This is a genomic window from Nocardioides bruguierae (genome assembly GCF_023554635.1).
GTDB lineage: Bacteria > Actinomycetota > Actinomycetes > Propionibacteriales > Nocardioidaceae > Nocardioides > Nocardioides bruguierae.
Genome location: NZ_JAMJPH010000003.1, coordinates 144764 through 162777, shown reverse-complemented (window position 1 = coordinate 162777; position 18014 = coordinate 144764). Strand labels below are relative to the sequence as shown.

Genomic DNA, 18014 nt, shown 5'->3' with positions numbered 1-18014 from the left:
CTCACGCACGACCAGCCGGCCCCGGATCTGCGGGGCCGGCTGGTCGGCATGCGCGGGTCGCCGCGCGGAACTCAGGCGCGCTCGAGGATGGCGGTGACCCCCTGGCCACCGGCGGCGCAGACGGAGATGAGGCCGCGTCCACTGCCCTTCTCGGACAGCAGCTTCGCCAGCACGGGCAGGATGCGCCCACCAGTGGCCGCGAACGGGTGACCGGCGGCCAGCGAGGAGCCGTGCACGTTCAGCTTGCTCCGGTCGATGGAGCCCATGGCCTCGTCGAGGCCGAGACGCTCGCGGCAGAACACCGGGTCCTCCCACGCCTTGAGCGTGGCCAGCACCTGGGAGGCGAAGGCCTCGTGGATCTCGTAGTAGTCGAAGTCCTGGAGCGTGAGCCCGGCACGCTGGAGCATCCGCGCCATCGCATAGGCAGGAGCCATCAGCAGTCCCTCGCCGCCGTGGACGTAGTCGACTGCCGCCGTCTCGTACTCGGTGAGGTAGGCGAGCACCGGAATGCCGTGCGCCTCGGCCCACTCCTCCGAGGCGAGCAGCACGGTCGAGGCTCCGTCGGTCAGGGGCGTGGAGTTGCCGGCCGTCATGGTGGCCGCCTCTCCCTTGCCGAAGACGGGCTTGAGCGTGGCGAGCTTCTCCACCGAGGAGTCGGGGCGCAGGTTGGTGTCCCGCTCGACCCCACGGAACGGCGTGACCTGATCGTCCAGCCAGCCTGCTTCGTAGGCTGCACCGAGGTGCTGGTGCGACGCCGCGGCCAGCTCGTCCTGGGCCTCGCGGGCGATCTTCCACTCCACCGCCGTCAGGGCAGCGTGGTCACCCATGGACAGACCCGTGCGAGGCTCGCTGTTGCGCGGGACCGCCAGACCGATGTCGCCGGGCCGTAGCGAGGCGAGCACGGCGAGCCGCGCCTTGGCGTCACGGGCGTTGTTCAGCTCGAGGAGCTTGCGCCGCAGCCGGTCGCTCACGGCGATCGGGGCGTCCGAGGCACTGTCCGTGCCGCCTGCAACCCCGACGTCGATCTGTCCGAGGGCGATCTTGTTGGCGACCTGGATGGCCGCCTGGAGACCGGTGCCGCAGGCCTGCTGGATGTCGGTCGCCGGCGTCTCCGGAGCGAGCCCGGAACCCAGCACCGCCTCGCGGGCCAGGTTGAAGTCGCGGCTGTGCTTGAGCACGGCACCCGCGACGACCTCGCCGAGGCGCTCACCGCGGAGGTCGAAGCGGTCGACGAGACCGTCCAGGGCCGCGGTGAGCATCTCCTGGTTGGACGCGGTGGCGTAGGGCCCGTTGGACCGGGCGAACGGGATGCGGTTGCCGCCCAGGACGGCGACGCGGCGGGTCTGCTTCAGCATGGGGAGATCCTTGCGCTCTCGGCTGCCTCACCGGAGGGTGGTGAGGTCCAGGTCACGTATCGTGGACAGTGGAGGTTACTCGTCGGTTACATCGGCGGGAACCCACCCTCCTCTCACGGCCTCCGACGCCCACCCGCGCAGGCCGGCGTGGCACGGTGGGCTCCGTCGTCCGACACAGCCCCGCGCCCCCGCACTCCACCCCGCTCCAGGAGGTCCGCCGACGATGTCCGACCGCTACCAGGCGTTCACCGCCAGCCCGTTCGGCAAGCTGCTCGTGAAGAACCTCGGGCTGCCCAGCCCGGTCCGGCTCCGCCGGTGGGAGGAGGGTGCCGCGCTGGTGGACGGCACCGTCCTCGTCACCGGGGAGGGCCGGCTGGCCGCCGACGTCCGCAAGCAGCTCGACGCCCTCGAGGTGGCGCACGTGGCGAAGCAGGAGCCCGAGACGCGCTATCGCGCCGTCGTGGTCGACGCCTCGGGCCTGACCGAGTCCTCGATGCTCGGCGCGCTGCGCGACCAGGTGGCGCCGGCGCTGCGCAGCCTGGAGACCTGCCCGCGCGTCGTGGTGCTCGGCACACCACCGGAGCAGACCTCCGGCGCGGAGCGCGTCGCGCAGCGGGCCCTGGAGGGGTTCACTCGCAGCCTGGGCAAGGAGATCGGCCGTGGTGGCACGGTGCAGCTCGTCTACGTCGCCGACGGTGCCGAGCAGGACCTGTCCAGCACCCTGGCCTTCCTCCTCTCCCCCAAGTCCGCCTACGTCAGCGGCCAGGTCGTCCGCGTGGGTGCCCACGGCGCCGTGGCCCAGGCCCCCGAGACCGACTGGCGACGCCCCCTGGAGGGCAAGGTCGCACTCGTCACCGGCGCCAGCCGCGGCATCGGTGAGCAGATCGCCCGGGTCCTGCACCGCGACGGCGCCACGGTCGTGGGCCTCGACGTGCCGCAGGCCGCCAGCGACCTCCAGCGCCTCACCGACGAGCTGGACGGCGACTGGCTGGCCCTCGACATCACCGCCAAGGACGCCCCAGCCCGCATCGCTCAGCACCTGCATCGCGAGCACGGAGGCGTCGACGTCGTGGTGCACAACGCGGGGATCACCCGCGACAAGAAGCTCGCGAACATGAAGGCGGACCGCTGGGAGCAGGTCATCGCCGTGAACCTGACCGCGCCCGAGCGCATCACCCGTGCCCTCCTGGACGAGGGCGTCCTCAACGACGGTGCGTCGGTCGTCGGTGTCGCGAGCATCGCCGGCATCGCGGGCAACGTCGGTCAGACCAACTACGCCACGTCCAAGGCGGGCGTCATCGGCCTCGTCGAGTCTCTGCGTGACGACCTCCCCGCCGGCACCCGCATCAACGCCGTGGCGCCCGGCTTCATCATCACGCAGATGACGGCGGCCGTGCCGTTCGCCACCCGCGAGGTGGGCCAGCGGCTCAACGCCATGGCCCAGGGCGGTCTCCCCGTGGACGTCGCCGAGACGGTGGCCTGGTTCGCCTCCCCGGGCTCGGCGAGGGTCAACGGCAACGTGGTCCGCGTCTGCGGCCAGATGATGCTGGGCGCCTGAGGTGGCACCCCACGCCGTCGCCACCCTCGCCAAGGCGGCACTGCCGTCGGTCCCGGGGGTGTCCCTGCTCCCGGGCGTCCGCAAGGAGCCCAGCAGCGGCCACCTGCTGCTGGTGCGTCGACGCACGGGCGTCGTCGTCGACGCCGACCACGCGGCGCGCTACGCCGCGGTGTGCGGGTTCCCCCGCAAGGACGCGGTCCCGCTGCCCTACCCGCACCTGCTGGGCTTCGACCTGCAGCTGGCCCTCATGAGCGAGCCCGGCTTCCCCGCGCCCGCTCTGGGGCTCGTGCACGTGGACAACGTCATCCGCTCCCACACCGCGGTCCTGCCGGGCCAGGTCGTCGACATCGAGGTCCGCGTCGGCGAGCCGCGCCCCCACCCCCGGGGGCGGATCTTCGACTTCGAGACGGTCGTCAGCCACGAGGGTGGCGACGTGGTCTGGGAGGAGACCTCCAGCTACCTGCACCGCGGGTCCGGGGACGAGGCGGCGCCACGCGGCCTCGACCTGGCCGAGGTCCCTCCGTCCGGCGCCGTCTGGCGACTCGACGCCGGCCTCGGACGCCGCTACGCCGCCGTGGCGGGTGACTGGAACCCGATCCACGTGCACCCGCTCACCGCGAAGGCCTTCGGCTTCCCTCGGGCGATCGCCCACGGCATGTGGACGATGGCGCGCTGCGTGGCCACCTTCGAGAACCGGCTGCCGGCCGCCACCACCGTCGAGGCGTCGTTCCGCAAGCCGGTCCTGCTGCCGGGCTCGGTCGCCTTCGGCAGCCGGCCGCGCGGCGACGGCGGTCTCGACTTCAGTCTGTCGCGGCCCGCTGCTCCCGGCGCCGACCCGACCTGGCACTTGCTCGGTCGCGCGTTCCCCACGCCCGACTGAACCCCGACGCACGGCAGGCCCAGCGCCCGGGCCGACGCTGGGCTGCAGATCAGCCGTTGCGGCGCGGGTCCCGCTTGCGGATCAACGCCTCCTGCGCGACAGAGGCCACCAACCGGCCGTCCTGGGTGAACACGCGGGCGTTCACGAGCGCCCGCGCCCCGGACATGCTGGGCGAGTGCTGGTCGTAGAGCCACCAATCGTCCGCGCGGAACGGGCGGTGGAACCACACGGCGTGGTCGAGCGACGCGGCCATCGACTTCCCGTCGGCGAACCGCAGCCCGTGCGGCGCGTAGGCAGCGCCGAGCAGAGCCATGTCGGAGCCGTAGACGAACGCCGCGGCCTGGATCAGCGGGTCGTCGGGCAGGTCGGTGCCCACCTTGAGCCACACCCGCTGCCGACCGGGGCGCTCGACGTCCTCGGGCAGGAGGTCCGCCGAGCTCCCGGCGTAGCGGATGTCGGCCACGTCCCACTCGTCGAACCGCTGCCCGGGCGAGACCACGGTGCGCGGGTCCAGGCAGGACTCGGGATCGGGGACGCCGTCGGGCATCCGGTCCTGGTGGTCCCAGGACTCCTCGTCGCGTGCCAGGTCCACCGTCATCACGAAGATCGGCCGACCGTGCTGCCGAGCGAGCACCCGCCGCGTGGTGAAGGAGCGCCCGTCGCGCAGCTTCTCCACGTCGTAGATGATCCGCGCCTCGGTGTCGCCAGGCTGCAGGAAGTAGGAGTGCAGCGAGTGCAGGGCGTAGCCCGGCTCGACGGTTCGCGCGGCGGCGACCACCGCCTGCGCGGCCACCTGACCCCCGTAGACCCGGGGCAGCATCGACGGCAGCTGGATGCCGCGGAACAGGTTGTCGTCGATGGTCTCGAGGTCGAGCAGAGCGAGCAGCTCGTCGGTGGTGCTGGGCACGGGCGGGTTCTCCTCCGGAGGGCAGGCGGGGTCGGCGAGCGGGCTGGGCTCGGTGACAGGGAAGGGGGACGCGGCGGGGCGGGTCAGCCCTGGGGGCTGCCCCACCCGGACTCGGGCGGACCCTCGCCCTCGCCGTCACCGGCGCCCGGGTCGGTGCCCCCGTTGTCGAGGTCGGCGAGGAACTGCTCGAACTGCCGCCCGAGCTCGTCGCCGCTGGGCAGCGGCTCGTCCTCGGCCAGCAGGCCCTCCCCGGACGTCTCGGCCCGCTCGAACGTGTCGTACTGCTGCTCGAGTGCGGTCACCACGTCGGCGACGTCGTCGTTGGCCTCCAGGTAGGACGCGATCTCCGCGTCGCGGTCCTCGGACTCCGCGACGAGGCCGGAGAGGTCGATGGTGAGCCGCGCGGCCCGCTCGACCTGTTCCAGGAGGGCGGTCGCGGCGCGCGGGTAGTCCAGCTGCGCCAGGTAGTGCGGGACGTGCGCGACGAACCCGAGGGCGGCGTGCCCGGACTCCCCCAGCCGAATCTCCACCAGGGCCTGGGCGCTGGCCGGCACGCGCAGCTGACCGGACCACGGGCTGGTGCCGAGCAGCAGCGCGGCGTCGTTGGCGTGGTGCGTCATCGCGAGCGGGCGGGTGTGCGGCGCCGCCATCGGGACCGCCCCGAGGCTCACCACACGCGTGACCTCGAAGCGCTCCACCACGCGGCGCACGGCGCGCACGAACGCCTCCCAGCGCACGTCGGGCTCAGGGCCGTGCAGCAGCAGGTAGGGGTTGCCGCCGGAGTCGTGCAGGAGCCGGACGACCAGCCGCGGGGCGTCGTAGGCCTCGTAGTGGTCGACCGCGAACGTCACCGGGGGCCGGCGGGCGCGGTAGTCGTGCAGCTCGTCGACGTCGAAGGTGGCCACGACCTTGCCCGGTCGCCAGCCCGTGGGCCGCGGGGCGCCGGCGCCGGCGAGGTCCGCACCCCCGAGCCCCGTGACGGGGCTGTCGTCGGCCACGTCCAGGAGGTGCTGGACCGCCCGACGGGCGGCGTTGCCCGCGTCGAGGAAACCGTCGAGGTGCATCACCAGCGTGAGGTCGGAGCCCTCGGGGCGCTCGTCCAGCTCGGGCACCTCGTCGAGGATGTGGACCAGTCGGTCCTCGGCCACGGGGGCTCCTTCCGTCCCGGTCGTCCACCTCGTCGGTGGCGACACGCGTGCGTCCGCCCCTCAGGACGGTGTGGTTCTGTCGCGTCCGCCCTGACCAGCATCTTCGCGGTGGGCGGACCGCCTGGCAGGACCAACCTGTGCACGCCCACGATATTCCGTCGACGCCCTGACGGCGGTGGCCGCACCGGCGCCCGGCGCGCCGCGGACACGGCCTCGGTGCTCCGCGGCGGGAGCGCCCCCGCCGAGGAGGCCCGGGGGTCGCGAGGAGCGCGCGTGACGCGCCACACACTCCCGGCTACCGCTGAGTAGTTACTCGGGGGTAACGTGGGGCGGGCAAGCACCGCCCACCACAGGAGGCCCCGTGCCCCGACAGTCGCGAGAGGTCGTCTTCGTCGACGGCGTGCGCACCCCCTTCGGCAAGGCCAAGGGCCAGTACGCCGAGACCCGCGCCGACGACCTCGTCATCAAGTGCATCCGCGAGCTCCTCCGGCGCAACCCCGACCTGCCCGCCGAGCGGGTCGACGAGGTCGCCATCGCCGCCACGACCCAGATCGGCGACCAGGGCCTGACCATCGGCCGCACCGCCGCCCTGCTCTCCGGCCTCCCCAAGTCCGTGCCAGGCTACTCGATCGACCGCATGTGCGCCGGCGCCATGACCGCGGTGACCACCACCGCGGGCGGCATCGCCTTCGGCTCCTACGACATCGCCATCGCCGGCGGCGTCGAGCACATGGGTCGTCACCCCATGGGCGAGGGCGTCGACCCCAACCCTCGCATCCTCTCCGAGCGCATCGTGGACCCCGAGGCCCTCGTGATGGGCAGCACGGCCGAGAACCTGCACGACCGCTACCCCTCCATCACCAAGGAGCGCACCGACGCCTACGCGGTCCGCTCCCAGGAGAAGACGGCCAAGGCCTACGCCAACGAGCAGATCCAGCCGGACCTCGTGCCGGTCGCCACCCGCTCCGCCGAGCAGGGCTGGGGCCTGGCCACTTTCGACGAGCCGATGCGCCCGGGCACCACCATGGAGGACCTCGGCACGCTCAAGACGCCGTTCCGCCCCCACGGCCGGGTCTCGGCGGGCAACGCCGCGGGCATCAACGACGGCGCCACCGCCTGCCTGCTCGCCGACGAGGACACCGCCCGCGAGCTGGGCCTCCCAGTGAAGATGCGGCTGGTCTCCTTCTCCTTCATGGGTGTGGAGCCCGAGGTGATGGGCGCGGGCCCGATCCCCGCCACCGAGAAGGCGCTCAAGCAGGCCGGCCTGACGATCGAGGACATCGACGCCTTCGAGATCAACGAGGCCTTCGCCGTCCAGGTCATCGCCTTCCTCGAGCACTTCGGCATCGCCGACGACGACGAGCGCGTGAACCCCTACGGCGGCGCCATCGCCATGGGCCACCCGCTGGCCTCCTCCGGCGTCCGTCTCATGACCCAGCTGGCGCGGCGTTTCGAGGAGCGTCCCGACGTCCGCTACGGCCTCACCACCATGTGCATCGGCATCGGCATGGGCGGCACGGTCGTCTGGGAGAACCCTCACTGGACCGGCAGCAGCGAGAACGGGAGCGACGCCTGATGGGCACCGACATGACCACCCTGCTCGAGAAGGCGCGGGCGCTGGCCCCCGAGAACGAGCGCGTCACCCGCGCCCACCTGCGCAAGGTGACGCTGCCCGGCGGCGCCGGCGTCATGGGTCTGATCACCCTGGACAACGGCGAGGACCACACCAAGCCGAACACCTTCGGCCTCGGCGGGCTCCTCAGCCTCAACGACGCGATCGACGCAGGCCTGGCCGACGACGAGGTCACCAGCCTCGGCGTGACCGGCAAGCCGTTCATCCTCGCCGCCGGCGCCGACCTCTCCAGTATCGCCGCCGGCGGCCCCGAGGGCATCCGCGTCGTCGCGGAGCTGGGCCACGCCGTCTTCCGCAAGCTCGGCGAGGGCGGCAAGACGTCCTTCGGCTTCATCAACGGCCTCGCGCTGGGCGGCGGCCTCGAGGTCGCCCTGCACTGCGACTACCGCACCGTCATGGACTCCGCGCCGGCCCTCGGCCTGCCCGAGGTCATGCTCGGGCTCATCCCCGGCTGGGGCGGCGGCTACCTCGTCCCCAACCTCGTGGGCGCCGACAAGGCGGTCACGGTCATGCTCGAGAACCCGCTCAACAACGGCAAGACGCTGAAGGGCTTCGAGGCGTACAAGCTCGGCCTGGCGGACGCGATGTTCTCCGGCGCCGACTACCTCGAGCAGTCCCTGCTGTGGGCCGCCGACGTGCTCACCGGCAAGCAGCAGGTGCAGCGCCCCGAGGTCGACCGCGGCCAGGCCTGGGACGACGCCCTGGCCCGCGCCCGCGGCATCGTCACCGCCCGCACCGGCGACGCCAGCCCCGCGGCGAAGCGCGCCGTGGAGCTGATCGAGGGCGCCCGCACCGCCACCCGCGACGAGGGCTTCGCGGCCGAGGACCAGTCCCTGGTCGACATGGCCACCACGCCCGAGCTGATGGCCAGCCTCTACGCCTTCGACCTGGTGCAGAAGCGCGCCAAGCGCCCCGCCGGCGCACCGGACAAGAAGCTCGCCCGGCCCGTCACCAAGGTCGGCATCGTCGGCGCCGGGCTCATGGCCAGCCAGCTGGCGCTGCTGTTCGTGCGCCGCCTCGAGGTCCCGGTGGTGCTCTCCGACCTGGACCAGGAGCGCGTGGACAAGGGCGTGGCCTACGTGCACGCTGAGCTCGACAAGCTGCTCGCGAAGGGCCGGATCAGCCAGGACCGTGCCAACCGGCACAAGGCCCTGGTCTCGGGCGTCGTGGAGAAGTCCGAGGCGTTCGCGGACGCCGACTTCGTCATCGAGGCCGTCTTCGAGGAGATGGGCGTCAAGAAGTCCGTCTTCGCCGACGTCGAGAAGGTCGTGAGCGCCGAGTGCGTGCTGGCGACCAACACCTCCTCGCTGTCGATCACCGAGATGGCCGCCGACCTGGAGCACCCCGAGCGGGTCGTCGGCTTCCACTTCTTCAACCCGGTCGCCGTCATGCCGCTACTGGAGATCATCCAGGGCGGCGCGACCGACGACGCGACGCTGGCCACGGCCTTCGCCACCGGCAAGGCGCTGAAGAAGACCACGATCCTCGTGCAGGACTCCCCGTCCTTCATCGTCAACCGGCTCCTGGGCCGGTTCATGAGCGAGGTGTCCAAGGTCGTGGACGCCGGCACCCCGATCGAGGTCGTCGACGGCGCGTTCTCCGGCGTCGCCCCGATGCCGCCGTTCACCCTGATGGCCCTCGTCGGCCCGGCGATCGCGCTGCACAACACCGAGACGCTGGCCGGGGCCTTCCCCGACCGCTTCTACGTCTCCCCCGCCCTCGAGCGGGTGGTGGCCGCGCGCAAGCCGTCCTACTTCGGCCCCGACGGCGCCCTCGACCCCGAGGTCGCCGCGATGCTGGAGAAGCCGGCCGACCCGGTCGTCCTGGAGCCCGCCGACGTGCGCCGCACGGTGCTCGAGGGCCTCGCCCAGGAGGCCCGCATCATGCTGGACGACGGCGTGGTGGCCGCGGCCGAGGACCTCGACCTCGCCATGATCACCGGCGCCGGGTTCTCCTTCTGGAACGGCGGGCTGACCATGCTGCTCGAGCGGGAGCGACTCGGTCGCTTCCACTGAGCCCGCTGCTCTGTTCGGTTCAGGTGCAGCCGGGCACAGGGACACGGCGAGGGCCGGCACACCGCGATGGTGTGCCGGCCCTCGTGCCGTGCAGTCAGCGTGCAGTCAGCTGATGGCTCAGAGGTGCGGCTGCCCCGTCGAGGCCATGGTGCCGCCGTCGACGTTGAGCACCGTGCCGGTGACGTAGGCCGCGTCCGCGGAGGCCAGGAACAACACGGCGGGCGCGATGTCCTCCGGCTGGCCGGGCCGGCCCAGCGTCACCCGGTCGACGAAGGAGTCGACCACGTCGCTGTCGGCCGCCATGTCGGCGGTGAGGTCGGTGATGGTGAAGGCGGGGGCGACCGCGTTGAGGCGCACCCCCTTCGGGCCGTAGTCCAGCGCGACGGAGCGCAGCAGCCCGAGCTGGGCGTGCTTGGTGGCGTTGTAGGCGCTCTGGCCCCAGTCTCCGGCCTGCGCGGAGACCGACGAGACGAGCACGAGGTTGCCCTGCGACGCCTCGAGCAACGGCAGCGTCGCCTGCACGAGGTGGAAGAAGCCGTCCACGTTGGTGCGGCGCACCGTCTCCCAGTCCTCGGCGGAGACGTCGGTGATGGGGCCGGGGGCGAAACCGGAGGCGTTCGCGACGACGACGTCGAGGCCGCCGAAGGTGGAGGTGATGTGCCGGACGAGGTCGTCAATCTGCGCGCGGTCGCCGATGTCCGTGCTGACGGTGAGCACCCGGGCGGGGTCGACGCCGTCGACGGCCTCCTCGAGCTTCTCCTTGCGACGCCCGGTGAGGACGACGTTCGCGCCGTTGTCGAGGAACGCCCGCACCGTCGCCAGACCGATGCCGGTGCCGCCCCCGGTGACGAGGACGGTCTTGCCTGCGAAGTCGTAGCTGTTGTGGGTCATGACTCCACCCAACGCCCCTCCGTCACCCGTCGACTCCCACGACCGGGTGTGAGCCGTCTCGCGTCAGGCGGGCAGGGACGCTGTCACGACCTCAGGCCAGGGTGTCGTCCGTCGTCTCCTCGGCCAGCGGGACGGGCGTGCACACGTCGAGGGCCGACACGGCCTCGACGGTGTCGCGGGCGATCTCCTGCGCGGTGAGCCCGACCCGAGCCAGGATCGCGTCCCGCTTGGCGTGGTCGAGGAACTCCTGCGGGATGCCGTGCAGCCGCACCGGGGTGTCGATCCCGGCGGCGTTCAGCGCCTGGAGGATCGAGGCTCCCACGCCGCCCTGGACGCCGTTGTCCTCGATGCTCACCACGAGCGCGTGGTCGCGGGCCAGGTCCAGCAGCGCCGGGTCGACAGGCTTGACCCACCGCGGGTCGACCACGGTGACGCCGACGCCCTGGGCGCGCAGCCGCTCGGCCACGCCCATGGCGGTCGTGGCCATGGAGCCCACGCCGACGACGAGCACGTCGCGCGCGCCGTCGCGGACCAGGACGTCCACGCCGCCGACCCGGTCGACGGCCTCGAGGTCCGCCGGCGGCGCACCCTTCGGGAACCGCACCACGGTCGGCGCGTCGTCCACGGCGACCGCCTCGTCGAGCAGCGCGTGCAGGCGCGTGGCGTCGCGGGGCGCGGCGAGCCGCAGCCCGGGCACGCACTGCAGGACCGACATGTCCCACATGCCGTTGTGGCTCGCCCCGTCGTCCCCGGTGACGCCCGAGCGGTCGAGCACGAACGTGACGCCCAGGCGGTGCAGCGCCACGTCCATCAGGACCTGGTCGAAGGCACGGTTGAGGAAGGTGGCGTAGACGGCCACGACCGGGTGCAGGCCGGCCATGGCCATGCCGGCCGCGGACGTGGCGGCGTGCTGCTCGGCGATGCCGACGTCGAAGGTACGCTCGGGGAACTGCGCCTGGAAGGCGTCGAGGCCCACGGGGTGCATCATCGCCGCGGTGATGCCCACGACGTCCTCACGACGCTCCCCCAGCGCGACCATCGCCTCGGAGAAGTGGTCGGTCCAGATCCGACCGCGCTTGCGCTCCTCGCCGGAGGCGATGTCGAACGGCTGCGGGGAGTGGAACTGGTCGGCCTCGTGCCGCTCGGCGGCGTCGTAGCCGAAGCCCTTGCGGGTGATCGCGTGGACGATGACGGGCCCGCGGAACTTCTTCGCCTGCGTCAGCGCCTGCTCGACGGCCCCGCGGTCGTGACCGTCGACCGGGCCGACGTACTTCAGCCCCAGGTCCTCGAAGAGGCCCTGGGGGGCGAAGGCGTCCTTCACGCCCTTCTTCATCGCGTGCAGGGCGTCGTAGGCGGCGGGCCCGACACCGGGCACGCCGTTGAGCCGGCGCTTGACCACGTCGAGCAGCTGCTCGTAGCGGGGGTCGGTGCGCAGCGAGGCCAGCGCGGTGGCCAGGCCGCCGACGGTGGGGGTGTAGGAGCGGCCGTTGTCGTTGACGACGATGACCAGGCGGCTGTCGGGGGCGACCGCGATGTTGTTCAGCGCCTCCCAGGCCATGCCGCCGGTCAGCGCGCCGTCACCGATGACGGCGACGACGTGCCGGTCCTCCCCGCGGATCGCGTAGGCCTTCGCCAGGCCGTCGGCGTAGGAGAGCGCGGTCGAGGCGTGGGAGTTCTCCACGATGTCGTGCTCGGACTCGGCCTGGCTCGGGTAGCCGGAGAGCCCGCCCTCCTGCCGGAGCACGTCGAAGTCGTCGGCGCGGCCGGTGAGGATCTTGTGGACGTAGGACTGGTGGCCCGTGTCGAAGACGACGCGGTCGCGCGGGGAGTCGAAGACCCGGTGGATGCCCATCGTCAGCTCGACGACGCCAAGGTTGGGACCGAGGTGGCCGCCGACCTTGGACGTGGAGCGGACCAGCAGGTCGCGGATCTCGGTCGCCAGGTCGTCGAGCTGGGCCTCGGTCAGGTCGCGCAGGTCGCGCGGCTCCTTCACCGTCGCCAGGACTCCCATGGACGCCTCCGTCCCTCTCGGTTCCCGCGGCGGCTCGCCGCGGCCGTACCCGACCCCTCCCGGGGTCGTCACCCGAGTCTAGGGGGCCGTGTGCACGCGTCCACCACCCACGGCGCCCGCGTCCTCGGCGCGTCGCCGGGCGTCCTCCGTGAGCGCCACGTGGCGCGCCGAGCCGACGAACCCGGGCAGCAGGACGGCGGCCGAGCGGGTCAGTCGCAGGCCCGGCACGGTCGCGGGGTCGACGAGCACGATCTGGCGCCCCTCGTGGCACTCGACGTCCTCGTCGACCAGCGCCAGGCCGGCCACGAGCGTGTGCACCAGGCCGTGCCCCGCGTCGTGCTGGTCGACCTCCTCGAGCAGTTCCGGCGCGACCACGAGGCCGGTCTCCTCCTCCAGCTCCCGCACGGCCGCCTCGAGCGGGGTCTCCCCCGGCTCCATGTGGCCGCCGGGCAGGCCCCAGCACTCCGGGTCGATGCGCGGGTGCTCGTCCCGCTCCTGAAGGAGCAGCCAGCCCCGGGGGTCGATGAGCAGCACGGAGGCGAAGGTCGGCATGCGGTGACGCTAGCGCGGCCCGTCCGGCGCCACTCACAGCCGGGCGACGTACCGGCGTCCGCGGATGGCGTCCTCCACCAGCCCCACGGCCCGCCGCACGCCCTGGAGGCGCGCCTCCTCGGCCAGCCAGGACTGCACCGCCGCGTCCACCACGTCGAGCTGGGCCACGTCGCGCAGGTCCGCGCGAGCCCTGCTCGCCCCACGGCGACAGGCCTCCATCGAGGCCTCGACGTGCATGGCCGCGAACCGGGCCAGCACGACCGGGTGCCCGCGCACGGCCGGGTACCCACGGAACTCGGGCGGGCACTGGTCCAGCAGCCAGCCGACCGCCGTCCGCTCCCAGTCAGGGGCGTCCGGGGGGCGTACCTGCGACGGCCAGCCGGGCGGGGCGACGTGTCGGACCATCCGCCCAGCCTACGTCAGAAGTCGAACGTACGTTCGACTCCTGTCCCGATCAGTCGGCTCGGCCGAGGCGCGCGTCGACACCCCGCGCCGCGAGCGCGTCACCCAAGGCCGCGGTGCCCTGCGCCGCCGTCCACCGCACGTCGGCCGACGGGTCGTCACCGACGACGAGGACGTTCGCCCGGTCCGCGTCCGGTCCGGCCTCGCCGCGCCCCAGGACGCGGTAGCCCTGCCGCCGGAGGCCGGCCACGACGACCGAGGTCTCGGCCCCGTCGACGTCGTCCAGGACGACGGTCCGCACCGTCGAGGCTGCCACCGCTCGCTTCGAGCCCGGTGAGGTGGGCGCGAGCACCGTGCCCGGCGGGACCGGTGCCGGCTCGCGGCGCTCGTGCGGCAGGACCCCGACCTGGTAGGCGTCCCGGTAGACCTCGGTGCCGGGGTCGACCGAGCGCACCTCCTCGTGGGCGACGCCGTGGGTGTCCAGGATCGCCCGGAGCGCCGACACCTGGTCGGCCATCTCCGCGGGCACGGGTTCCCGGAACCAGGTCACGGCCCCGATCGTGTTGCCGTCCGCGTAGAACCCCGGGTGCGGCAGGTGCGCGTCGAACCAGTCGTCGATCTCCAGGTACCGCTCTGTCTCCTCCGGGGAGAGGCGTCCGGCCCGGCGCAGGTGGTCGACCGCGACGAAGATCCCGACCTCCACCCCGAGGCGCCCGCGGTAGGTGGCCTGGACTCGCACGAAGGACTCCCTCATGCCGAGGATGCTGCCCCCTCACGTCGTCGTGCGCGACACGTTGGCGCGCGCTCAGCTGAGCCACTCCTCCACCTCGGCGAGGAACGGGTCGCGCAGGCCCACGGCGTCCAGGGCCCAGAAGGGGTCGGCGTAGACCAGCCGGCCGCGCTGCCAGGGCTCGTGGCCCGGCAGCCTGACCACCTGGAACGCCGCGCCCGGCACCCGCACGCTGGGGCGCTCGAAGCCGCAGGCGTCGGCACGCTCGAACCCGAGCCGGCCGTAGTACCCGGGGTCGCCCTCCAGGAAGAGCGCCGGCACCCCGTCGGCCTCGGCGCGCGCGAGGGCCGCCCGGACGAGCGCCGCGCCCAGGCCCCGGCTCTGGGCGTCGGGCGCGACCCCCAGCGGGCTGAGCACGAGCACCTCCACCAGCGAGGGCCGCGCGTCCACCCACCCGCGGGAGAGCCCGACGTGCCCGCGCACCCGCCCCGCCCCGTCCGCCGCCACCAGCTCGTGCACCATGCGGCCGGCCGCGCGCAGCGCTGCGAGCAGGTCGGTGATCACGGTCCCCTCGTCGCCGAAGGCCGCGGCCTCGACCGCGTCGGCGGCTGGGAGGTCCGCAGGCAGGGCCGGGCGCACCTCGACCGCGGCGTCAGCGCTCACGCCGAGGCCAGGAAGGAGAGCCGGACGTCACGGTCGGGGTTGTCGATGTTGAGGTCGACCAGGCAGATGCTCTGCCAGGTGCCGAGCAGGAGCCGTCCGTCCACGACGGGCACCGTCGCGTACGGCGGCACCAGCGCCGGCATCACGTGCGAGCGTCCGTGACCCCGGCTGCCGTGCGCGTGCTCCCACCGGTCGTCGGCCGGCAGCAGGTCGGCGAGCGCGGCGAGGAGGTCGTCGTCGCTGCCCGCCCCGGTCTCGAGGATGGCGATGCCCGCCGTCGCGTGGGGCACGAAGACGTGGACGAGGCCGTCGCCCCGTCCGGAGGCGAACCGCGCGACCTCCCGGGTCAGGTCGAGCACCCGCTCGGTGCGTCCCGTGTGCACGTGCAGCAGCTCGGAGTCCATGCGCCCACCCTGCCACCCGGCTCGTCGCTCCGGCGCCACCACCACGGATGTGCGCCCGAAGCCACGCGAGGGTGCCCGAGCGGGTAATTTCTGCGGGCATGGAGATCCTGTCCCCCGCCTGGCGCACGGATCTGGCCATGCTCCGGCTGGCCGGCAGCGAGGTCGAGATGCACCCGACCCACGTCGTCGTGCGCACCCCCGAGATGCCCACCTACCACTGGGGGAACTTCCTGCTCCTGCGTCGCGTGCCGCTGCGCCGCGACCTGCCGGGGGTGCTGGACCTCGTCGCCCGCTCCCTGCCCGGTCGTGACCACCTGGCGCTCGGCTTCGACGACCCCGAGAGCGGCTCGTCGGTGCTCTCCGCCCTCGCGCAGGCCCGCTTCGCGGTGACCGCGGACCTGGTCCTGACCGCACAGCGACTCACCCCCGTGGCACCGGGCCCGCACGCACCACGCATCACGCGCGTCGTCTCCGACGAGGACTGGGCCCAGAAGGTGGCGCTCGACCTGGCCTGCGACGGCGGGGACGGCAGCGAGGCCCACGAGACGTTCGCGAGCAGGCGCGCCGGGGTGCAGCGTCGACTCTCCGAGGCCGGGGACGCGGCGTGGTTCGGCGCCTGGGAGGGCAGCCGGATGCTCGCCTCGGTCGGGGTGATCGGGACCGGCGAGGCCACCGCACGCATCCGGCGGGCCGCCGTCCACCCGGAGGCGCGCGGGCGCGGCCTGGCCGCCGGACTGGTCCTGGCGGCCGCCGACCACGCCCACGACGCCCACGGCGCCGAGCAGCTGGTCACGGTGTGCGACCCGCACGACCCGATCACCCGGCTGTACAAGAAGCTCGGCCTCGCTCCGGCCGGACGTCAGCTCCAGGCGGAGAAGCACGTTCGGCCGGCGACCACGACCGACCTGCTCAGGACTCCAGCCACGCGGTGAACGCGGCGTTGTCGTAGGGCCTACCCAGGAAGCGCTCCACGAGCACGGCCGCGTCGTCGCTGCCGCCCGCGGCCAGCACGGTGTCGCGGTAGCGGCGCGCCACGTCGGGGGCGAACAGGTCGGCGGGGTCGAACGCCGAGAACAGGTCCTTCGCGATCACCAGGCTCCACATGTAGGTGTAGTAGCCCGAGGTGTAGCCGCCGAGGTGGCCGAAGCCGCAGTGGAAGTGGGTGTCGGGCAGGCGCCGCGAGACGGCGTACTGCTCCGAGAGCTCGGCGACCCGGGCCGTGAGGTCGTCGGGGCGCTGCTCGTGCAGGTAGTAGGAGATGGCGGCGTAGTACATCTGGGTGCGGGCGTAGATGCCCTTGCCGAACTCCTCGGCCTCGCGCATCCGCTCCACCAGCTCGGCCGGGATGGCCTCGCCGTCCGCGTCGGTGGCGAAGGTCGCCAGGACGCCGTGGTCCCAGGCCCACTCCTCCAGCATCTGCGAGGGTGCCTCGACGAAGTCCCACTCGGTGGCGACCCCGGAGAACCGCACCCACGGGTGCCGGCCGGCCAGGGTGTGGTGCAGCAGGTGGCCGAACTCGTGGAACAGCGTCACGACCTCGGAGTGCTCCATGAGGCCGCGGCCGAAGTTGCAGACCAGGACGCCCTCGGGCAGCTGCCGGTCGAGGACGCCGGGCACCAGGTCGAACTGGGCGGCGTGGTTGTACTTGCCGGCGCGCGGGTGCAGGTCGAGGTGGATGCGGCCCAGCGTCTCCCCCGTCTCGTCGAGGCTGACGTCGTAGACGGTCACCTCGTCGTGCCAGGAGACGGCGTCGGGCACGGGGGTGTAGGTGATCCCGAAGAGGCGGCCGGTGACGTCGAGCAGGCCCTGGCGCACCCGCGTGAAGTCGAAGTAGGTGCGGGTCTGCTGCGCGTCGACCTGGAAGCGCTCGCGGCGCACGGTCTCGCTGTAGTGCCGGGCGTCGGCCACGTCGAGCCGCTCGAGGTCGGGGTGGTCGATCCGGGCGCGCTCGGTCAGCAGCGCCGCGTCCCGCTCGGCGGAGTCCACCGCGTCGGTGGCGACCTTCTCCACGAACGACGCGATCGCGTCGCCGGAGCCGATCATCTTCACCTCGGCGTCGAAGTCCGGCCAGCCGGAGTAGCCGAGCGTGCGGGCCATCTCCTCGCGGACCGCGAGCAGGTCGGCCAGCACCTGGTCGTTGGCCGGCCAGGCGAGGTTGAGGAAGGTGGTCATCACCGCGCGGCGGGCGTCGCGGTCGGTGGAGAACGCCATGAACGGGTGGGTGTCGGGGTAGCCGGTGGTGATCTCGACGGTGCCGTCCTCGGCGGCCGGGTGGGCCTCCACGTAGTCGGCCGGGAGACCGGCCAGCGCGGTGGCGGGGACGCGCGTCGATGTCGCCCCGTCGCGGATGTTGCGGCTGAAGGCCTGGCTCAGGTCGTTCTCGCGCTCGGAGAGGGCCCGCAGGGTCTCCCGCGTCGCGTCGTCGCGGTCGACGCCGGAGCGGCGGAAGCCCCGCAGCGCGTCGGCCAGGACGCGGCCCGCCCCGGTCGGCAGCGCGGCGTCGAGGTCGGCCCCCTCGAGCGAGGCCAGCCGGGCGTAGACCTCGGTGTCCAGCATCAGCCGGGTGCGGAAGGCGTGCACCTCGGTCTCGATCTTCTCGGCGTCCTCGCGCACGCCGGCGTCCGGGTGCACCTGGGAGACCAGCGAGCCGACGGCCGAGGCGTTGGCCAGCACGATGCCGAGCTCGTTCCAGGCCTCCAGCGCGGCGGTGTCACCGTCGCTGAGCGCACGGAGGGCGCTGGTCAGCCGCTCCGCCTCGTCCAGGCTGCGGCGTCCGCGGGCGTCGAGGAAGGCCAGCCAGGCGGTGGGGTCGGCGGTGGTGGGCAGGGCCAGCGGCGTCAGGGTCACGCCGCCACCCTAGTGCGG

General features: G+C 73.1%; 16 protein-coding genes. 5 read left to right on the top strand and 11 right to left on the bottom strand.

Annotation, left to right across the window (positions count from 1 at the left end; translation table 11 throughout):
- Positions 1–71: 71 nt before the first annotated feature.
- Positions 72–1355 (bottom strand): acetyl-CoA C-acetyltransferase, encoded by a 1284-nt coding sequence (locus tag M8316_RS03120; protein WP_250051927.1) that lies wholly within the window; start codon positions 1353–1355, stop codon positions 72–74.
- 223 nt (positions 1356–1578) lie between these two features.
- Here M8316_RS03120 and M8316_RS03115 point away from each other — a divergent pair, with 223 nt between their 5' ends.
- Entirely contained in the window at positions 1579–2913 is a 1335-nt protein-coding gene (locus M8316_RS03115) for a 3-oxoacyl-ACP reductase (RefSeq protein WP_250051925.1), read from the top strand.
- Position 2914: 1 nt separating this feature from the next.
- On the top strand, positions 2915–3793 hold the full coding sequence (locus M8316_RS03110) for a MaoC family dehydratase (protein ID WP_250051923.1): 879 nt from the start codon (positions 2915–2917) through the stop codon (positions 3791–3793).
- Between the two features lie 49 nt (positions 3794–3842).
- Here the strand turns inward: M8316_RS03110 and M8316_RS03105 are convergent, their stop codons facing one another.
- Positions 3843–4700, bottom strand: coding sequence for an acyl-CoA thioesterase (locus M8316_RS03105; RefSeq protein ID WP_250051921.1), 858 nt, complete (start codon positions 4698–4700; stop codon positions 3843–3845).
- Positions 4701–4783: 83 nt separating this feature from the next.
- The gene (locus tag M8316_RS03100) at positions 4784–5848 is read right to left on the bottom strand and encodes a PAC2 family protein (RefSeq protein WP_250051919.1); all 1065 of its coding nucleotides are present in this window, start codon (positions 5846–5848) and stop codon (positions 4784–4786) included.
- A gap of 361 nt (positions 5849–6209) precedes the next feature.
- Here M8316_RS03100 and M8316_RS03095 point away from each other — a divergent pair, with 361 nt between their 5' ends.
- Together M8316_RS03095 and M8316_RS03090 are read left to right on the top strand one after the other, a co-directional pair.
- Positions 6210–7424: a thiolase family protein gene (locus M8316_RS03095; protein WP_250051917.1), complete on the top strand. Its 1215-nt coding sequence runs from the start codon at positions 6210–6212 to the stop codon at positions 7422–7424.
- An 11-nt stretch (positions 7425–7435) separates the two neighbouring features.
- Positions 7436–9496, top strand: a complete 2061-nt coding sequence (locus M8316_RS03090; RefSeq protein ID WP_250051915.1) for a 3-hydroxyacyl-CoA dehydrogenase NAD-binding domain-containing protein — start codon at positions 7436–7438, stop codon at positions 9494–9496.
- 117 nt (positions 9497–9613) lie between these two features.
- Here the strand turns inward: M8316_RS03090 and budC are convergent, their stop codons facing one another.
- The 7 genes from budC to M8316_RS03055 all read right to left on the bottom strand — a co-directional run bounded on the left by budC (position 9614) and on the right by M8316_RS03055 (position 15149).
- Positions 9614–10387, bottom strand: coding sequence for a meso-2,3-butanediol dehydrogenase (gene budC / locus M8316_RS03085; RefSeq protein WP_250051913.1), 774 nt, complete (start codon positions 10385–10387; stop codon positions 9614–9616).
- Between the two features lie 91 nt (positions 10388–10478).
- Entirely contained in the window at positions 10479–12398 is a 1920-nt protein-coding gene (gene dxs / locus M8316_RS03080) for a 1-deoxy-D-xylulose-5-phosphate synthase (protein WP_250051911.1), read from the bottom strand.
- 78 nt (positions 12399–12476) lie between these two features.
- Complete coding sequence (locus tag M8316_RS03075) at positions 12477–12950, bottom strand: NUDIX domain-containing protein (protein ID WP_250051909.1); 474 nt, start codon at positions 12948–12950, stop codon at positions 12477–12479.
- Between the two features lie 33 nt (positions 12951–12983).
- Positions 12984–13355: a hypothetical protein gene (locus tag M8316_RS03070; protein ID WP_250051907.1), complete on the bottom strand. Its 372-nt coding sequence runs from the start codon at positions 13353–13355 to the stop codon at positions 12984–12986.
- A 49-nt stretch (positions 13356–13404) separates the two neighbouring features.
- Positions 13405–14106 (bottom strand): hypothetical protein, encoded by a 702-nt coding sequence (locus tag M8316_RS03065; protein ID WP_250051905.1) that lies wholly within the window; start codon positions 14104–14106, stop codon positions 13405–13407.
- A gap of 51 nt (positions 14107–14157) precedes the next feature.
- Positions 14158–14745: a GNAT family N-acetyltransferase gene (locus tag M8316_RS03060; protein WP_250051903.1), complete on the bottom strand. Its 588-nt coding sequence runs from the start codon at positions 14743–14745 to the stop codon at positions 14158–14160.
- Positions 14742–15149, bottom strand: a complete 408-nt coding sequence (locus tag M8316_RS03055; RefSeq protein WP_250051901.1) for a secondary thiamine-phosphate synthase enzyme YjbQ — start codon at positions 15147–15149, stop codon at positions 14742–14744. Before M8316_RS03055 ends, M8316_RS03060 begins: the two co-directional genes overlap by 4 nt.
- A 98-nt stretch (positions 15150–15247) precedes the next feature.
- On the opposite strand from M8316_RS03055, the gene M8316_RS03050 reads away from it, so the two are divergent.
- Positions 15248–16081 (top strand): GNAT family N-acetyltransferase, encoded by an 834-nt coding sequence (locus M8316_RS03050; protein ID WP_250051899.1) that lies wholly within the window; start codon positions 15248–15250, stop codon positions 16079–16081.
- On the opposite strand, the gene M8316_RS03045 is transcribed toward M8316_RS03050, so the two are convergent.
- Positions 16059–17996 carry a M3 family metallopeptidase gene (locus M8316_RS03045; protein ID WP_250051897.1) on the bottom strand — a complete coding sequence of 646 codons (1938 nt, stop codon included), beginning with the start codon at positions 17994–17996 and terminating at the stop codon, positions 16059–16061. The two genes, M8316_RS03050 and M8316_RS03045, sit on opposite strands and share 23 nt — an antisense overlap.
- Positions 17997–18014: the final 18 nt, after the last annotated feature.